Source organism: Streptomyces sp. ATLC9, assembly GCF_057196705.1.
Genome location: NZ_JBXUOY010000033.1, coordinates 13,097 through 29,374, shown reverse-complemented (window position 1 = coordinate 29,374; position 16,278 = coordinate 13,097). Strand labels below are relative to the sequence as shown.

General features: G+C 67.4%; 14 protein-coding genes and 2 pseudogenes. 10 read left to right on the top strand and 6 right to left on the bottom strand.

What is annotated here, in order from left to right; all coding sequences use genetic code 11:
• Positions 1-305: 305 nt before the first annotated feature.
• The 6 genes and pseudogenes from AC2CJA_RS06100 to AC2CJA_RS06075 all read left to right on the top strand — a co-directional run.
• On the top strand, positions 306-881 hold the full coding sequence (locus AC2CJA_RS06100) for a hypothetical protein (protein WP_484601624.1): 576 nt from the start codon (positions 306-308) through the stop codon (positions 879-881).
• Between the two features lie 43 nt (positions 882-924).
• Entirely contained in the window at positions 925-3,654 is a 2,730-nt protein-coding gene (locus AC2CJA_RS06095) for a helicase associated domain-containing protein (protein WP_484601623.1), read from the top strand.
• A 160-nt stretch (positions 3,655-3,814) separates the two neighbouring features.
• Positions 3,815-4,630, top strand: coding sequence for a transposase family protein (locus AC2CJA_RS06090; RefSeq protein ID WP_484601622.1), 816 nt, complete (start codon positions 3,815-3,817; stop codon positions 4,628-4,630).
• Between the two features lie 10 nt (positions 4,631-4,640).
• Positions 4,641-5,105 (top strand): annotated as a pseudogene (locus AC2CJA_RS06085) (ATP-binding protein); the annotation flags it as partial.
• 144 nt (positions 5,106-5,249) lie between these two features.
• The gene (locus AC2CJA_RS06080) at positions 5,250-5,720 is read left to right on the top strand and encodes a hypothetical protein (protein ID WP_484601626.1); all 471 of its coding nucleotides are present in this window, start codon (positions 5,250-5,252) and stop codon (positions 5,718-5,720) included.
• 119 nt (positions 5,721-5,839) lie between these two features.
• A pseudogene (locus AC2CJA_RS06075) lies at positions 5,840-6,578 on the top strand (flavodoxin-dependent (E)-4-hydroxy-3-methylbut-2-enyl-diphosphate synthase); the annotation flags it as partial.
• Positions 6,579-6,786: 208 nt separating this feature from the next.
• Here the strand turns inward: AC2CJA_RS06075 and AC2CJA_RS06070 are convergent.
• The 4 genes from AC2CJA_RS06070 to AC2CJA_RS06055 form a co-directional block, all read right to left on the bottom strand.
• Positions 6,787-7,833 (bottom strand): ParB/RepB/Spo0J family partition protein, encoded by a 1,047-nt coding sequence (locus AC2CJA_RS06070; protein ID WP_484601621.1) that lies wholly within the window; start codon positions 7,831-7,833, stop codon positions 6,787-6,789.
• Complete coding sequence (locus AC2CJA_RS06065; protein WP_484601620.1) at positions 7,830-8,978, bottom strand: ParA family protein; 1,149 nt, start codon at positions 8,976-8,978, stop codon at positions 7,830-7,832. Before AC2CJA_RS06065 ends, AC2CJA_RS06070 begins: the two co-directional genes overlap by 4 nt.
• Positions 8,979-9,115: 137 nt before the next feature.
• On the bottom strand, positions 9,116-9,562 hold the full coding sequence (locus AC2CJA_RS06060) for a helix-turn-helix domain-containing protein (protein WP_241713087.1): 447 nt from the start codon (positions 9,560-9,562) through the stop codon (positions 9,116-9,118).
• Entirely contained in the window at positions 9,559-10,140 is a 582-nt protein-coding gene (locus AC2CJA_RS06055; RefSeq protein WP_241713089.1) for a hypothetical protein, read from the bottom strand. Before AC2CJA_RS06055 ends, AC2CJA_RS06060 begins: the two co-directional genes overlap by 4 nt.
• 1,118 nt (positions 10,141-11,258) lie before the next feature.
• On the opposite strand from AC2CJA_RS06055, the gene AC2CJA_RS06050 reads away from it, so the two are divergent.
• A complete protein-coding gene (locus tag AC2CJA_RS06050) occupies positions 11,259-12,260 on the top strand; it encodes an oxidoreductase (RefSeq protein ID WP_484601619.1) in 1,002 nt (333 codons plus the stop codon).
• A 186-nt stretch (positions 12,261-12,446) separates the two neighbouring features.
• Positions 12,447-13,439: a hypothetical protein gene (locus AC2CJA_RS06045; RefSeq protein WP_308314695.1), complete on the top strand. Its 993-nt coding sequence runs from the start codon at positions 12,447-12,449 to the stop codon at positions 13,437-13,439.
• A 207-nt stretch (positions 13,440-13,646) separates the two neighbouring features.
• Here AC2CJA_RS06045 and AC2CJA_RS06040 read toward each other — a convergent pair whose 3' ends face one another.
• On the bottom strand, positions 13,647-13,886 hold the full coding sequence (locus AC2CJA_RS06040) for a hypothetical protein (protein ID WP_484601618.1): 240 nt from the start codon (positions 13,884-13,886) through the stop codon (positions 13,647-13,649).
• 59 nt (positions 13,887-13,945) lie between these two features.
• On the opposite strand from AC2CJA_RS06040, the gene AC2CJA_RS06035 reads away from it, so the two are divergent.
• Positions 13,946-14,401, top strand: a complete 456-nt coding sequence (locus AC2CJA_RS06035; RefSeq protein ID WP_484601617.1) for a hypothetical protein — start codon at positions 13,946-13,948, stop codon at positions 14,399-14,401.
• A 161-nt stretch (positions 14,402-14,562) separates the two neighbouring features.
• Here the strand turns inward: AC2CJA_RS06035 and AC2CJA_RS06030 are convergent, their stop codons facing one another.
• Positions 14,563-15,198, bottom strand: coding sequence for a TetR/AcrR family transcriptional regulator (locus AC2CJA_RS06030; protein WP_241713096.1), 636 nt, complete (start codon positions 15,196-15,198; stop codon positions 14,563-14,565).
• A gap of 147 nt (positions 15,199-15,345) precedes the next feature.
• Here AC2CJA_RS06030 and AC2CJA_RS06025 point away from each other — a divergent pair, with 147 nt between their 5' ends.
• Positions 15,346-16,104 carry an SDR family NAD(P)-dependent oxidoreductase gene (locus AC2CJA_RS06025; protein ID WP_484601616.1) on the top strand — a complete coding sequence of 253 codons (759 nt, stop codon included), beginning with the start codon at positions 15,346-15,348 and terminating at the stop codon, positions 16,102-16,104.
• Positions 16,105-16,278: the final 174 nt, after the last annotated feature.

The window sequence follows — 16,278 nt, the reverse complement described above, 5'->3', positions numbered from 1 at the left end:
CCCTCCGCTTCGCTGCGGGAGCCGAAGGCCGGTGCTGCGCGCCGGGGGCCCCCTCGCTGTGCTCGGGCCAGCCGCGCCGGCTTCGCCGGCGCGGTCTTAGGGGTTCCGCTGCGCTCCACCCCTTCGGGATCGGCCTGGAAGGGAGGTGATGTGCTGGCGGTGGGTGGTGGTTGGGCCTGCTGTGCGGGCCGGGCTGACTGCAGGACGAGGTGGTTCGGTCTGGTCGGATGTCGGCGTAGCGGCTTCTCCTGGTTTGATGTACATGTAGTCTTGGCGGAAGCATAAGACACCCCCTCGATCATCTGATGCGGGCCCAGATGTCCGCCCTTTCCGAAAAAGGGAAAAGCATGTGGAGTGCTCAGGACGTGGCGCGTGATCAGGTCCGGCGTCAGGCGAGTGGCTTGGATGCCGCCGCCGTTGCGGAGAGGGTGGCGGAGGCAGCTGTCCGTGAGCGGGAAACTGCGGAGCAGCTGAGGGGGAACGGCTCCTTCTACAAATTCGAGATGGACCGGGAACGGTTGGCTGTCATCTGGCTCGCCAAGCACGCTGAGTGGCGGCGCGTCAGGGACTTGATGACCGCGCTCGGTTGGAGCGTGTATGAGCCGGAGCAGGATGTTCAGGGCTCGGTGTGGACCCGTGAGCGTGAGGAACGGCTTGCTGGTGTGCTCGCGGCACAGGCCGCTTCCGAGGAGCGGGTGCGGGAGGGATCGGATGAGCTGCGTGCGGAGGTCTGGTTGTCCGACGCGTCCAGCCGACTGGTCCGGGCGGTGGCCTACCGGGCGGGGCTGCCTCCCTCTCAGGTCCTGTCCCAGCTCGCCGAGCGAATCGTGATAGGCGAGGACGGTACGGTTTCCGTGCAGCCCTTCATACCGTCCCAGTGATTCTCGAAGCGGGCGAAGAAGAAGGCATGGGGAGGGCTTGAGGATGCTGGGTACTCAGCTTCGGGAACACCAGGTGGCCCAGAAAGCAGCTTTCCGAAAATGGGTGGGATTCCCTACAAGGTCACCTGTACCCCCGGAGGGGGCACGGGGCACGATCGTGTCCGCGACCGGATCGGGGAAGACGATCACGGCCGCCGCGTGCGCACTGGAATGCTTCCCCCGCGGGCGGATCCTCGTCATGGTGCCGACCCTGGACCTGCTCGTGCAGACCGCCCAGGCCTGGCGCCGAGTCGGGCACCGAGGGCCGATGGTGGCCGTCTGCTCCCTGGAAAGCGACGCGGTGCTGAACGAACTGGGAGTGCGCACCACCACCAACCCCGTTCAACTCGCCCTGTGGGCCGGGCACGGGCCGGTCGTCGTGCTGGCCACCTACGCCTCGCTGGTGGACCGCGAGGACCCTGAACAGCCGGACCCGAGCCAGCGTCCGTACGGGCTCTGGCAGAGCGGCAGAGAGCCGGAGGAGCGGAAGAAGGTCCGCGGGCCGTTGGAGGCCGCCCTGGCGGGCGGGGAGCGCCTGTACGGGCAGCAGATGGACGGCTTCGACCTCGCAGTCATCGACGAAGCCCACTCAACCGCTGGTGATCTCGGGAGGCCGTGGGCAGCGATCCACGACAACCAGCGGATCCCAGCGGACTTCCGGCTCTACCTCACCGCCACCCCCCGCATCCTCGCCTCGCCCCGCCCGCAGAAGGGCACGGACGGCCAAGAGGTTGAACTCGCGAGCATGGCCGACGACCCGGACGGCACCTTCGGGGCCTGGCTTCCCGGCGCCGAGCTGGGACTCTCGGAGGCCATCGAGCGCGGAATCCTCGCCGGATTCGAGATCGACGTCCTCGAGATCCACGACCCCGCCCCCGTCTACAGGGAATCCGAAGAGGCGCAGCGGGGCCGGCGCCTGGCCCTGCTGCAGAGCGCACTGTTGGAGCATGCCGCGGCATGCAACCTGCGTACCGTCATGACCTTCCACCAGCGAGTGGAGGAAGCCGCCGCATTCGCCGAGAAACTGCCCGAGACAGCCGCGGAGCTGTACGCCACCGACACCTCGGACGAGGCCTTGGCCGCCGCGGAGCGGCTCCCGGCCTCCTCGATCGACGCCGAGTTCTACGACCTGGAGCCCGGCCGCCACGTGCCCCCGGAGAGGGTGTGGGCCGCCTGGCTGTGCGGCGACCACCTCGTCAGTGAGCGGCGCGAGGCGCTCCGCCAGTTCGCGAACGGCGTCGACGCCGCCGGGCGCCGGGTACACCGCGCGTTCCTCGCCTCGGTGCGGGTCCTCGGCGAAGGCGTCGACATCACCGGCACCCGGGGGGTCGAGGGCGTGTGCTTCGCCGACACCCGCACCTCCCAGATCGAGATCGTGCAGAACATCGGCCGCGCCCTCCGCCCCAACCCCGACGGCACCACCAAAATCGCCCGCATCATCGTACCGGTCTTCCTCAAACCCGGCGAGGATCCCACCGACATGATCGCCTCCGCCTCGTTCGCCCCCCTGGTGGCGGTGCTCCAGGGCCTGCGCTCGCACGATGAACGCCTCGTGGAGCAGCTCGCCTCCCGCGCCCTGTCCCGCAGCAGGCACGAACGCAAGGTCCACATCCGACGGGACGAGGACGGCCGCATCATCGGGGCCGGCGGCGAGGGCGACGGCGGCGACCAGGAGCAGGACGACACCCAGGCCGCGGCCGAGTCCGCGCTGCTGCGCTTCTCCTCTCCCCGGGACGCGGCCACGATCGCCGCGTTCCTGCGCACCCGCGTCTACCGGCCCGAATCGCTGGTCTGGCTGGAGGGCTACCAGGCGCTGCTGCGCTGGCGGAAGGAGAACGAGATCACGGGCCTCTACGCCGTTCCCTATGACGTCGAGGTCGAAGTGGGGGCGACGAAGACGTTTCCGCTCGGACGATGGGTCCACCAACAGCGCAAAGCGCTACGGGCCGGAGAGCTGGAGGAACGGCGCAAGCTGCTGCTGGACGCACCCGAGGCCGGAATGGTCTGGGAACCCGGCCAGGAAGCCTGGGAGAACAAACTCGCCGCCCTCCGCTCCTACCGGCACGCCCACGGCCACCTCGCCCCCCGCCAAGACGCCGTGTGGAACAACCCCGCCGACGGCACCCAGGTGCCCATCGGGCAGCACATGGCCAACCTCCGCCGCAAAGACGGCCTCGGCAAAAACCCGAAACGGGCCGCAAAGCGCACCAAGCAGCTGACCGCGATCGACCCGGACTGGAACTGCCCCTGGCCACTCAACTGGCAACGCCACTGGGCCATCCTCCACGACCTCGCCGCCGACGAACCCCACGGCCGGCTCCCCGACATCCAGCCCGGCGTGACCTTCGACGGCGACGACCTCGGCAAGTGGCTCCAGCAGCAGAAGCAGCCAGCCACGTGGGCCCGGCTCCTGCCCGAGCAGCAGGAGCGACTGACCACGTTGGGCATCAAGCCGCTGCAGGCCCTACCTCCCGCCCCCGCGGCCAGCCGCGAGGTCAAGGGCACCAGCAAGACGCAGCAGACGTTCCAGCGCGGCCTTGCGGCCCTCACACAGTGGGTGGAACGCGAAGGCGACCGGCCCGTACCCCGAGGACACAGCGAACACGTCACCCTCGACGGCCAGCAGCACGCCATACGGCTCGGCGTATGGACCACCAACACCAAAACCAGGCGCGACAAACTCGACCAGGAGCAACTGGACGCCCTGCGCGAGCTCGGCATGCAATGGGCGTAACACTGAGGTTTTCTCAGCGAAATGATCTACGCGAAGCCGGGTGAGACTTCGATACCGGGGCAGGCCGGACAGTCCTGCCCCGGTGACGGACAGACGTAAAGCCCCTGGTAGGACGGTTCTCTCTCATAAGATCGTCCGCTGCGATACCAGAGGCTTCACGTTGGTCCCCTATGGTGCCATGCTCGACGTCCCCCGCCCGGTGGTGGTCTTCCTTGCTCGGCTCCTGGCCGCCCACCGCCGGAAAATCGGTACCCCACGCGGGGCGCGGGCGCTGGGCCCGTTCCGGCAGGCGGTGCTGGTGCTGCGCTGGTTCCGCCACCGCACCTGCGTGCACTGCCTGGCCCGCGACGCCGGGATCTCCCAGGCCACCGGCTACCGGTATCTCCACGAGGGCATCGACGTCCTCGCCGAGTGTGCCCCTGACCTGCACCAGGTGCTGGAGCGCTGCCGCGAGCAGGGCCTGAGTCACGTGGTGCTGGACGGCACGCTCATTCCCTGCGACCGGGTGGCCGGGACCACCGAGCGGGGCAACGACCTGTGGTACTCCGGCAAGGGGCGGCACTTCGCCGGAAACCTGCAGTTCCTCGCCGCTCCCGACGGCTCGCTGCTGTGGGTCTCCGACGTCGAGCCCGGCTCGGTGCACGACCTGCGCGCCGCCCGCATCCATGCGCTGCCCGCGTTGTACGCCGCAGCCCGCGCCGGGCTGCCGACCCTGGCCGATGTCGGCTACACCGGCGCCGGCATCGGCGTACACACCCCCTTCCGTCCCCATCCCGACATCGCCTCACCCCTGGCAGCGGACACCCGGACCCACAACCGGCTCCTGCGCGGCATCCGCGCGATCGGCAAGCGCGCCGCCGCCGAACTCAAACAGCGCTGGCGCACCCTCCAGCACATGACGATCAGCCCCGGCCGGATCGGAGCCATCACCCAAGCCGCCCTCGTCCTCAACAATGCATGGCACGAAAGGCGCTGAGAAAACCTCACTGTGTCTGATCGGGGACTCGGGCACCGGCAAATCGCACCTGCTGATCGCGCTCGGCACCGCCGCCGCCATGGCCGGCTACCGCGTCCGCTACACCACCGCGGCTGCACTGGTGAACGAGCTGGTCGAGGCGGCAGACGACAAACAGTTGGGCAAGACCATCGCCCGCTACGGACGCGTCGATCTTCTCGAAATCGACGAACTCGGCTACCTCGAACTGGACTGCCGCGGCGCGGAAATGCTCTTCCAGGTTCTCACGGAGCGTGAGGAGAAGAACAGCATCGTGATCGCTTCCAACGAGGCGTTTACCGGCTGGAGCCGCACCTTCACCGACCCCCGGCTCTGCGCGGCGATCGTGGACCGGCTCACCTTCAACGCCACCCTCATCGAAACCGGAACCGAGTCCTACCGCCTGGCCAGGACCAAGGCCCGCGGCCGGGCCGCCACACGCGACACCACTGGCTGAGCCGCTCACCCACAGACTCGAGGGGGCCGCGGCGGACGGACAAAGACGCTGGTCCCGGTCCTTGTCAGTGGCTGCCCCTACGCTTCCTCTCGATCATCGACGAGCGACGGAGAGGCTGCCGTGACCACCGAGGACGACAAGACCATGAAGCAGATCGAGGAAGCCATGGCGCTGCAGCACGCAGGCGACCTCGTCGGTGCTCGGCGGCGGTTCACCGAGATCTGGGAGGAGATCGCCGTGGACGGCGACCCGTTCCACCGCTGCGTCCTCGCCCACTACATGGCCGATCTCCAGCCGGACCCGCAGGACGAACTGGCCTGGGATCTGCGCGCCTTGGACGCCGCCGCCTCGGTCACCGACGACCGGGCCAAACAGCACGACTCCTCCCTGGCCACCCGCGGGTTCTACCCCTCCCTGCACCTCAACCTCGCCGCGGACTTCCACAAACTCGGAGACACCAAACAGGCCCGCGCCCACCTCGCCCAGGCCCAAGAGCACCTCGACGCGCTCAACGACGACGCCTACGGCCACGGCATCCGATCGGCGATACAGCGGCTCGCCGGCCAGCTCACCGAGGAAGACGCCACGGCGCCGATGGGCGACGAAACGAAGTAGTCGATCACGGCACACTGCCTCAGGTGGTCCCAGCGCAAACCAATCCCCGGGGCCACTTGAAGACGTCCAATGTGCCCAGAATCTTCACCAACTGGGGCCGCTGAACAACGTCAGAGCCAGTCAACGCGGGCTCGCTCGACCGCCGGCTGCTGAAGAAGTACGGCAAGGCCACCCCGGAGGCGCTGGTCGAGAGCGCGCTGTGGGAGGCGTCGCTGTTCGAGGAGCACGACTTCCGGGACATCAAGATCTCCGTCAAGCACAGCGACCCCGTCGTCATGGTCGAGGCGTACAAGCAACTCGCGGTGCAGTGCGACTACCCACTGCACCTCGGCGTGACGGAGGCGGGTCCCGCCTTCCAGGGCACCATCAAGTCGGCTGTCGCGTTCGGCACGCTGCTGTCCCGGGGCATCGGCGACACCATCCGTGTCTCCTTGAGCGCGCCGCCCGCCGAGGAGGTCAAGGTCGGCCTCCAGATCCTTCAGGCCCTGAACCTCAAGCAACGCGGCCTGGAGATCGTGTCCTGCCCGTCCTGCGGGCGTGCCCAGGTCGATGTCTACAAGCTGGCCGAAGAGGTCACGGCCCGGGCTGAAGGGCATGGACATTCCGCTGCGCGTGGCCGTCATGGGGCGCGTGGTGAACGGCCCCGGGGAGGCCAGGGAGGCGGACCTCGGCGTCGCCTCCGGCAACGGCAAGGGGCAGATCTTCGTCAAGGGCGAGGTCGTCAGGACCGTACCCGAGTCGAAGATCGTCGAGACGCTCATCGAGGAGGTGTTCAAGCTGGCCGAGCTGATGCGGCAGGACGATGACGACGATTCTTCCGAGGCCGCACTCTCCGCCGGGCAGGAGAACGCCAAGTGAGCACTACATTACCTGTCCGGAAAACGCGAAGCCCCTCGTCAGGTCGTGTGGAGACCTCATCTGCGCAGCCTGGCTGACCTCAGCGCCTTTCTGGCATACGACCGCCGTAGCCGGTGCAACCCCATGCACCCCTGCCCCACGGCAACGAAGCAGTGAACCCGGGGCAGGACCACGGCGCAGCCCGGGGCCATAGGCCGTGATGGTCGGATCAGACGTTGTCGTTCCCCAGGCTGCGCTGCAGCATCTCGAACAGCTTCCTCAACTTCTCCGGTTCCATGTTCTGCTTCAGCAGCGCACACATCGCACCGGGGTCGTCCCACGGCATCCGCGTAGCGGAGGGACGGGACAGCGGAGTGTCCGGCGCCGAGGTGGCTGCGGGCCGCGCGGGAACAGAGGGAGTACGGTCGAAGCAGGACGAGTCCGTGCCCCGGCCGGGCGGTTCTGCCCCTGTCGTGCTGCCATTGGAGGCCGGGTTCTTCATTACGCCGTAATGAAGAACCGCTGCCGGCTGTCGCGTCTGCTTCTTCGTCGGCTCCTTGGCCGTCTGCTTCCGGGAGCGTTCTTCCTTCAGCCGGGTCAGCTCCTCCTCCTGCCGCTCCGGGGGCTTCTTCCCCACCGCACGCAGCAGGTCCACCGGCTCCGCACCGTTCTCCAGACGCTTCTGCAGCTCAGGGGTCAGGGACAGCAACGCCAAGCGTTGGGAGACCCAGCCCTGGGACCGATGAAGCCGCTTGGCGAGTTTGTCCTGGGTGCCGTGGACTTCCAGCAGCTTCTTCAGCGCCCGCGCCTCGTCCAGCGGGTCGAGGTCCTGGCGGTGGATGTTGGCCACCAGAGCGGACTCCAGCAACTCGTCCGGGTCGCCACCGAGTGACTCGTCCATCATCACCCGCAGCGAGGACAGGCCTGCCTGCCGGGCGGCAGCCAGGCGGCAGTTGCCGTCGACGACGACGTAGGCGGCTCGCGGCTCGAGCTCGTCCTCCCGACCGGGATTGGCCGCCAGATACGCCTCACGAGACATGATCGTCACCGCGGACTTCTGCCCGTGGTCCCGCAGGGACGCGGCGAGATCGGTGACATCCGGCAGGGAGTCACGCGGGTTGTCCGGGTTCTGGCTCAGCAGATGCAGAGCCAGACGGGTCGGCCCGTCATCGCTACCGCCCAGAATCTTCTCCGCAACCCGCCCGCGTGTACTGCGGGCCGTACCGGCACGGCCGAACGCCGACGAAGCTCCCAGCAGGTCAGCCTTACCGCTCACGACGCGGACCTCGCAATCTGCCGCATCGCCTCAGCCTGGTCACAGCGAGGCGCATAGCTCAGCAGCGGCTTGCCCATACGGACTGCCTCACGCTGCTCCTTCAGGTCACCGATGACCGCCAGCACCGGCGGGTCGCCCAGCGACTTCCACTGCTGGAGGCTGGAGGTGGCGACGAACCCGCGCCGGGAGTCGTACAGGTTCACCACCAGACCGAGGTAGTCCAGCTCCAGCTCCAGGTCCTCCTTCAACGACTCGATCTGGTCGGTGAGCATGGCGTAGGCGGTGGCGGAGGAGTCCTCGGCGAGGACGGGGATGATGACGCCGGAGGTACCCGCCGGTTCGTCGGCGCGGCGCCGCCCGTAGTAGATGGCGGCGTCCATGGCGATACCCAGTGACGGCGGACAGTCGATGACGACGATGTCGAAGTCGGCTTCCAGTGGCTCCAGGGCCCGCTCGAGGGTGGTCTCCCGCCGGCGGATGCGGGTGTTGGTGGCGATCTTCGCGTCCAGGAGGAACCCGTCGAAACACGCGGGCAGTATCTGCAGCCGCTTGCCGAACCGGTCGTCTTCGAATGTGACCAGCAAGTCACGCAGATCGGCCTTGCCCTCAGCGCACATGTGGGCCACCAGACTGTCCTCGCCCGGGGGAATCTGGGCGATGCCGAGCTGCTCGCTCAGGTGTCCCTGGGGGTCGTAGTCGACCAGGAGGACTCGCTTGCCCGCCTCGGCATACGCCTGGGCGACGCCGGCGGCGATGGCGGTCTTGCCCACCCCGCCCTTCTGATTACAGACGACTTTCCGCTGCGGCCCGGTGTGAGGCTGCTGCCCCGGGGAGGGGTGGGTGTCCAGCCAGAGACGCACTGACTGTGCCAGGCCCTGGGTGTAGGAGACGCCACGGGCAGTGCAGTCCGCCTTGAACTGGTCGTACAGGCCGGCGGGGAGCCAGGTGGAGAAGGAGTCGGCGCCGGAGGTGTCGACGGTCGGATGAGGGCCGTCGCCGGTACGCCAGGCATGGATGCCTTCGGTGACGGCATCCTGGATGTCGACACCATGTTCAGCGGTGCGGACCTTGAGCTCTTGACGGATCGCGGCAGGCAGCTTCGACGCTACCTTTTCCCGGTCGCCATCGGGATACGGAGATGCCATGACGTCACCATACTGACATGCGAGTGTGTTGGGGAGTAGGGGGGTGCCGTGTGTCGCTCTTCCGCTCCGGTCTTCATTACGACGTAATGGCACTTCGGGCCCGGTCCGGTCTGTTCCCGGGGACAGACCGAACCGGGTCAGGACACGGTTCTGAGGTTCTGGCGGCGCTTGGCGTCCTCACGGCGCCGCCGCTTTTCGGCCAGCTGGTCCTGATAGTCCGCGACGGCCCTGCGGTAGTGCTCCACGAAGCCGGGTGAGTTCAGGCGCTGGCTCTTCGGCATCGTCTTGACCGCGGCGATGGCGTCCTCAGGAGAAAGGTAGCCGGCCAGCATCGGATTGAGCTGATAGACGCCGGGCCGCTGCTTCCTCACCAGCTGTGCCAGGTCCAGGTCGCGCAGGGCCGCGTTGACCGCAGCGCGGCTCAAGCCGAGCATCTGCGCGAGGGTGATCTGATCGATCTCGATGCGGCCGCCCGGCTCGCTGTAAGCACGGATCTTGAGCAGCACACGGTATGCCGCGGGCAGCAGGTCCAGGTCGGCGACGATGCCCTCCGCGTTGACCGCGGCGAAATGCAGACCGCTCATCGTTCGGCCCCTCTTCTCTTCTGCTGTGTCCGATTCAGGCGGCGGTCGGCCCGTGCCTTCGACCGTTCCTCACGCAGCCGCTCGATCTCCCGGCGCATCTGTTCCAGCGAGGGAAAACGCACCAGGTCCGGCAGGTTCTCGTCCGACCGGATCTCCGTGATGGCCGTATGCTGGTCGACTCGCACGTATTCCGGCTCCGTCGTCTCTGTGCCCGGGATGAACTCGGCGACCCGGTAGGAGTATGGCGGGTTGAACTGATACACACCGCGCTTCACCCGAAACACGATGCCATGGGACATGATTTCTTTCAGAGCTTCGTTCACCTTGGTACGTGAGATGTCCAGGACGTGAGCCATTTCGTCTTGAGTGAGGTGGATTCGCCCTCCGGCCCGCTGACACGCGATCATCAGCAGGATCAGCCGCAAAGGCAGTGCCTCGCGGAAGAACTGTGCGATGATCAGGAAGAACTCCAGACTGTCCATGGAGAAGGCGTTCGGCTGGTCCGGCGCTCCGTAGAACTCCAATGGCTTCCGCTCACTGTCCAGTGTGAGCCTGCGGCCGGGGTAGGCGCGTGCCACATCGTCCAGCCTCTTGACTGAATGTAGAGGCCGGTCCCAGGCGTCGGCCGGATCATTCAGGGGCGGCTTCGTCCGGGACGCCCCCCGGACGCTCGTACGGCGGCGCTGCGGCTCTGTCGACACGAGGCTGTTCTCCCAAGCTGTTGATCTCTGAACGCCAGCACTATGTCATCTTTTCTTGACATTGGTGTCAATCCGGCATGACATATTGCATGAGTTGTGTCCCCCCTGAGGGACAGACCTCCTCCCACCCTGCCGGAATCGGCGTCGGACGCACTGCTCCTGTGGTGTCGACTGAGTTTGACATGACTTACAGCTCGTGTCGCCTGTGCTTGACATGCAATCAGAATTTATGTCGCCTCCAGCTGACATAACGCCATCGATGTGTCCCCTCAGACGGGACACATCGATGGCGTTATGTCCCCTCAGCGAGTACATAACTCACAACTTTCAGGGCTGTGACCTGCGGCTTTCTCATCTCAGTACATATGAGTGGGCAAGGTCGGAAGACGGCTTCCCCATGGAGTCCCAACGGCTGGCGCCGTCTCGCCTGTGACGCCATACGTCGATGGCCTGTTTGCGAGTAGTGTCCATGACAACTGAGTCTCTCGTCGTGACCGTTACCGCGATCAAACAGATGTGCGGGGCTTGGGGCAGGTGGTGGGTTCCGCCGCGCGGCCTGGCGGCCGCGCGGCTGCGGTGGCCTCCGCAGGCAGTCGTTCGGCTGTCCCCTGACCGGGGTCGGCGTTCTGTGGCGGAGGCAGCGGCATGGAGATCACCGGCCGGATCAAAGCCATCCGCTACAACCGTGGTGCGACAGGTTCTGTGATGGCTCCGGAGCCGAGGATCCGGTGATCACCAAGCCGACGTCAGCGGGGGAGCCTACGACACCGACGACTCATCAGCCGCTGAGTGTCTCCTGGGAATTCCGCAGAAACGGGGCGAGGGGCGGGGAGCACCAGTGCGCACTTTGGAAGTGGCCACCTCAGGTGCTCATGCGGAGGATGGGAACCCAGCCACCCACTCGGGCAAGGGACGAGGTGTTGGGGTACGCCGAGATCGTCAGTGGCTCTCCAGGCAGGGGCGGATCCGCGACCCGATCGAGGAAGCAGGGCAATATGGAGTGGTCTTCTGCGGACATTCCGGACCAGGGGGGCAGGGTCGTACTGATCACTGGTGCGACCGGAGGGATTGGTCTGGAGACGGCCCGGGCGCTGGCGACCCGCGGAGCCCGGGCCGTCCTTGCCTGCCGGGACACCGAACGAGGCCATGCCGCAGCGGCCGGACTGGGCCCGGAGACGGACGTCGTGCGGTTGGACCTGGCCTCACTCCGGTCAGTACGGCGGGCCGCTACCGAGATACGCGACCGATACGGGCGACTCGATGTCCTGGTGAACAACGCCGGAGTGATGTTTCCCCCGTACCGCCGCACTGAGGATGGTTTCGAAGCTCACTTCGGCGTCAACCACCTGGGGCACTTCGCGCTGACGCTTCTGCTGCTGGACCTGATGCGGTGGACGCCCGGCTCACGGATCGTCACCGTCACAAGTCTGGCGCACCGGATCGTCCCCGGCGAGTTCCGCCCGCATGCGGCCTTTTCCGGAGACGGACGGCGGTCCCTCACCGCTTACGGACGCTCCAAACTGGCGAACCTGATGTTCACCCGCGAGCTGCAGCGCCGACTCGCCGACGAGCACGCGGCGACCGTCTCGGTCGCCGCGCACCCCGGCCTGTCGGCGACCGGGTTGTGGCATGGCGACGCACCGGTGCCGCTACGGCTGGTGAGCCGGGCCATGATGCGATTCCTGGCCCGGCCGCCGGCCCGTGCCGCCGAACCGGTGCTGCGGGCCGCCACCGACCATCGTGTACCGGGAGGTTCGTACCTGGGCCCGGGGAGACTCCTGGAGACCCGGGGCCAGCCAGCTCCCGCGGACTCCACCAGGATCTCACGCGACGCACAAGCGCAACTGCGGCTGTGGGAGATGTCCGAGGAACTGTCCGGGATCCGCTACCGGGGCATCTCCGAGGAAGCCCGCCCGGAGCGCCCCCGAGTTTTCCCCGATCCCTCCGGGGGAGTGGTCCCGCCCGGCTGGACACATCACGTGGTGTCGGGCCCGTGAGGAGGTGCCCCCGCCCATGGTGGGCACAGCCCCCGGGGAGCGAGCTGAGCGGCCGTCGCGCCGGTTTGCGGGGCATACGTTCAGGTGTCCTTCTTCGGAATTGCCGTCCTTGAGCCGGCCGGACTAGCGATGGTCGAACGTCCTTTACGGTCAAGGCCTCATCAAAAGGACAGGAAGGTGCTATCCGTGCATTCACTCATGGACGGGGTTTCCGGCGACCGGCGCGCCACTTCCGTCTCATCCGACGAGGGCCGCCCGCGCTCGTTGTTCGTCGACGGTCACTTTCCCCGTCGACGAGGACTGGTCATCTCTGCCGCAGCACTGTTCGGATTCGCGCTGACGGTCGTGTGGTCCCACGAATTCGTCGACCAGACCATCGGAGTCAACGTCGCCGGTACGCTCCTGGGCCAGGACGCCGCGACGGTCTCCCTGAGCGGTTTCATGATCGGTATCGTGTTTGCGCTGGCGACCGGTGTCGCCGGAACCTTCACCGCCTGCAATGTGGCGGTGTTCAGTGCGATGGCCCCATTGACCGGACAAGCCCATTCGCGGCGCGGCCGACTGGCCAGACTGGTCAGGCCACTGGGGTATCTGGCGGCCGGTTCCGTGGCCGTGTCCGCCACCTACGGGGTGATCGTCGCCCTGGTGGGCACCCGCATGCCGCAGTTCCAGCTCGGCTCCCCGGGGACGGGTGGTTTCCCGCCGGTGCTGGTGCAGGCCATGGTGACCTTCGGGATCGTCGGCGCCGTGCTGATATGGCTGGGGCTGGCTTCCCTGGGGCTGGTGCCCGACCCGCTGGCGCGGCTGTCCGCACGTTTCCCCAACGCTCCCCTGGTGGTCATGGGCGTTCTCATCGGCTGTTTTCTCATCGGCCGTCCCTATCCGCTGTTCCGGCGCCTGTTCCACGACGCGGCCGAGAGCGGCAACATCCTCTACGGCGCGGCGGCCTTCTCGCTGCAGGCGCTGGGCAACCTGGTGGTGATGGGGGTGCTGCTGGCGGGGATCACCGTGCTGGCCGGTGAACGGCTGCACCGCTGGATGTCGGCGCGTCCCGGCCGTGCCTCGGCCATGATCGCCGCGGCGTTCATCGCGGCGGGGGTCTTCATGGTCCTGTACTGGGATGTCCGCATGCTGGCCTACCGTGATCTGATCTGGTTCCCCATGGCGCCCTGGGCGTGACACGACCCGGTTCCCGCGGCTGCGGGCGAGGGCGTGGGAACCGCGCGGGTGGTCCCACCGGTTCGGCCTCGCCGACCACACGGGCCGCCCGCGCCTCGCGGCGCGAGGCCGGCCCCGCGGTCACCGGTTCCTGAACAAGGAGCCGGGTCGGCTTCTCAGGCCCTGTTCTCCCGAAGCTACGGCGAAGTGACAGGTAGCTCTCTGTAATCAGAGTGATGCCCGGTCAGGGGTAGCGGGGCGGGGGCCGGGGACTTCGCCGACCTGAAGGGTGGCGAAGTCGGGGTGGGCCTGCTCGACGGACTCGCCGTTCGCCCGGCATCGGAGCACGGTGTGGAGCGTGTCGTCGGTGATGACGGGGGGCCGGCCGCCGTGCTTGCCCTTGCGGGCGGCGGTGTCGAACCCTTCGAGCGTGGACTCGCGGATGTTCTCCCGTTCGGTCTCCGCCATCGCGGCGAAGAACGCGAGAGGCCGGGCAGGAGCCCGGCGAGCATCTCCGGGATGAGGCCGTGGGCGGTGAGGTGGTCGGCGAGCGCGGTGAGTTCGGCGACGTCGCGGCTGAGGCGCTTCATCTCGTACACCGTGAAGATGACCCGGCGGTGCGGGGCGTGCGCCTTGACCTCCCGCGCCGTCCGCAGCGCCTTCTTCAGCCGCGGCACGAAGGCGAAGCGGCGAGTGTGGTAGGCGGCGGCGAGGGTCTGCACCATGAACTTCACGGCGGACAGCAGCTCGCCGAACTTCGGACCCTGGAGCGGGTGGAGGCGGCTGGAGGTGCCCGGGTCCTCCTCGAAGAAGACCGGGTCCTTGATCCCCGCCTCGGCCAGGACGAGGCTCTGCCGGGCGGTCGACTGCTGGTCGGTCGAGATCCGCTTGTAGACCAGGTTCGCCACCGAAGGACCCCTTCCGTACGGAGGATCGGACCCCACCTGCCGTCAAACCCTGTCAGTGATCACCATCGGATCTGACTGGATTCGCGCCGCCCCGAACCCCCGGATTGCACGGGTTCATTGGACATCCCGTCCGCATGTCGTCAAACGACCGTTTACCGACAGCGACGCCCCGCACGGTCGCGTCTCCGCGGGCCCCTCCGGTGCTGGGGCGGCGGCGTACGAATTCCAGCTTCGGATCAGGCTGGTCGATCGGAGGCATAGCGGGCGAGCGTGGTCTCTACCGCTTGCTCGACGGCGTAGTGGATGTCGGAGGCTGTGGGGTTCCAGTCGGTTAGCAGCATGCGGGGCCACAGGACGTAGTTGGCGATCATCCCGAGGAACTGGTTGGCGGCACTCTCGGTGTCCGGAACGTCGGCATTACCGGCTTCGCGCTCCGACTCCAGGTAGCGCTGGACAGAGGTGAAGTAGGGCAGCTTGCCGAGCTGGAACTGCATCCGTCCCAGTTCGGGGAAGCGAGGCAGCTCGGCGATGACGATGCGGAACAGGGCTGTCATGCCGGGCCGGCCGATCAGGTCTGCGTAGCGGTGGCCGATGGAGGTCAGGCCGGAACGCATATCTCCGGCCTGAGGTCGCGCGACGGCGTCGGTGGCGTCACGCTGCCATGACTCGGTGACGATGGCCTCGAAGAGGGCCGCCTTGGTGGGGAACTGCTTGAACAAGGTGGACTTCGAGACCGCCGCCCCTTCGGCAACGCGCGCGAGGGACGTGCCGTCGTAACCGTGGTTCAGGAAGAGGTCCGTGGCCGCGGAGATGATCGCCTCACGCTTTTGCTGGGCGAGACGGCGGTGGTGTGCGGAGAGCTCTGCTGCCATGCGTGCAGTATGCCCCAGATCCGAGGCGAGTCACTTGACTCGCCTCTTTGGGGCTGCCTATGCTGCAACAGAAAGGCGAGTCAAGTGACTCGCCTCGGCTGGCGGTGCCCGATGTCCCTCCGGTGCCGTGTGATGAGGGAGTAGCGGATGGCAGTTGACAGGATCGCTTTGGTGACCGGTGCGAACCGTGGTCTGGGCCGGAGTACGGCTCTTGCGCTGGCGGCGCGTGGGGTGCGGGTCGTGGTCACTCATCGTGGTGATGTGGCCGGGGCCGAGGAAACGGAGCAGCACGTGCACGCTGCGGGTGGGACCGCCGCCGTCGTGCGTCTCGACATCAGCGACGCCTCCTCTTTCGGAGCCTTCACTTCCGAGCTGAGCGGACTGCTTGAGCGCTGGAGGGCTTCGCGGCTCGATATCGTGGTCAACAACGCGGGGGTGGGCGTCTTCGGCCCACTGGAAGCTGTCACGACCGACGACTTCGACACGGTGTTCGGCACGAACGTGCGAGGCACGTTCTTCCTCATCCAGTCGCTTGTGCCGCTGCTGGCGGAAGGTGCCCACCTCATCAACGTCTCGTCGTCGTTGACTCGCCACACCAGCCTCGCGACCTCGGTCTACTCCGCCTCAAAGGCCGCCGTCGAGGCCCTGAGCCGCACTCTGGCCGCAGAACTCGGCCCCCGGGGTATCCGGGTCAACTCCATTGCCCCGGGGCCGACCGCCACCGACTTCAACGGCGGTGCCATGCGGGATGACGCCGGTATGCGCCAGGGTCTGGCCGGGCAGACCGCGCTTGGCCGCGTCGGCGAACCCGAGGAGATCGGCGACGCCATCGCCACGCTGGCGTCCGACGGCCTGCGCTGGATGACCGCCCAGCGCATCGAGGTCTCCGGCGGTGCCCTTCTGTGACCGACCGGGCGGGTCTGTTTCGGGTCACGGGCAACGGCGCGCCGGATTCATTCCGCGCCAGTGTCGTCTTCATCCGGCTCCGACGCGTCCGGGCCGCGCAGCGGGCGTAGATCACCTCGCGGACCGTGCCGCCCGGCTCGGCGACCGCCGCCTCCGCCAGCCGCTCCTGGTCCT

Excerpts from the sequence above, each read along its gene's own strand:
- AC2CJA_RS06100 (WP_484601624.1), top strand. The coding sequence starts at position 306 with ATGCGGGCCCAGATGTCCGCCCTTTCCGAAAAAGGGAAAAGCATGTGG.
- AC2CJA_RS06095 (WP_484601623.1), top strand. The coding sequence starts at position 925 with ATGCTGGGTACTCAGCTTCGGGAACACCAGGTGGCCCAGAAAGCAGCT.
- AC2CJA_RS06080 (WP_484601626.1), top strand. The coding sequence starts at position 5,250 with ATGAAGCAGATCGAGGAAGCCATGGCGCTGCAGCACGCAGGCGACCTC.
- AC2CJA_RS06065 (WP_484601620.1), bottom strand. The coding sequence starts at position 8,978 with ATGGCATCTCCGTATCCCGATGGCGACCGGGAAAAGGTAGCGTCGAAG.
- AC2CJA_RS06060 (WP_241713087.1), bottom strand. The coding sequence starts at position 9,562 with ATGAGCGGTCTGCATTTCGCCGCGGTCAACGCGGAGGGCATCGTCGCC.
- AC2CJA_RS06050 (WP_484601619.1), top strand. The coding sequence starts at position 11,259 with ATGGAGTGGTCTTCTGCGGACATTCCGGACCAGGGGGGCAGGGTCGTA.
- AC2CJA_RS06040 (WP_484601618.1), bottom strand. The coding sequence starts at position 13,886 with ATGGCGGAGACCGAACGGGAGAACATCCGCGAGTCCACGCTCGAAGGG.
- AC2CJA_RS06030 (WP_241713096.1), bottom strand. The coding sequence starts at position 15,198 with ATGGCAGCAGAGCTCTCCGCACACCACCGCCGTCTCGCCCAGCAAAAG.
- AC2CJA_RS06025 (WP_484601616.1), top strand. The coding sequence starts at position 15,346 with ATGGCAGTTGACAGGATCGCTTTGGTGACCGGTGCGAACCGTGGTCTG.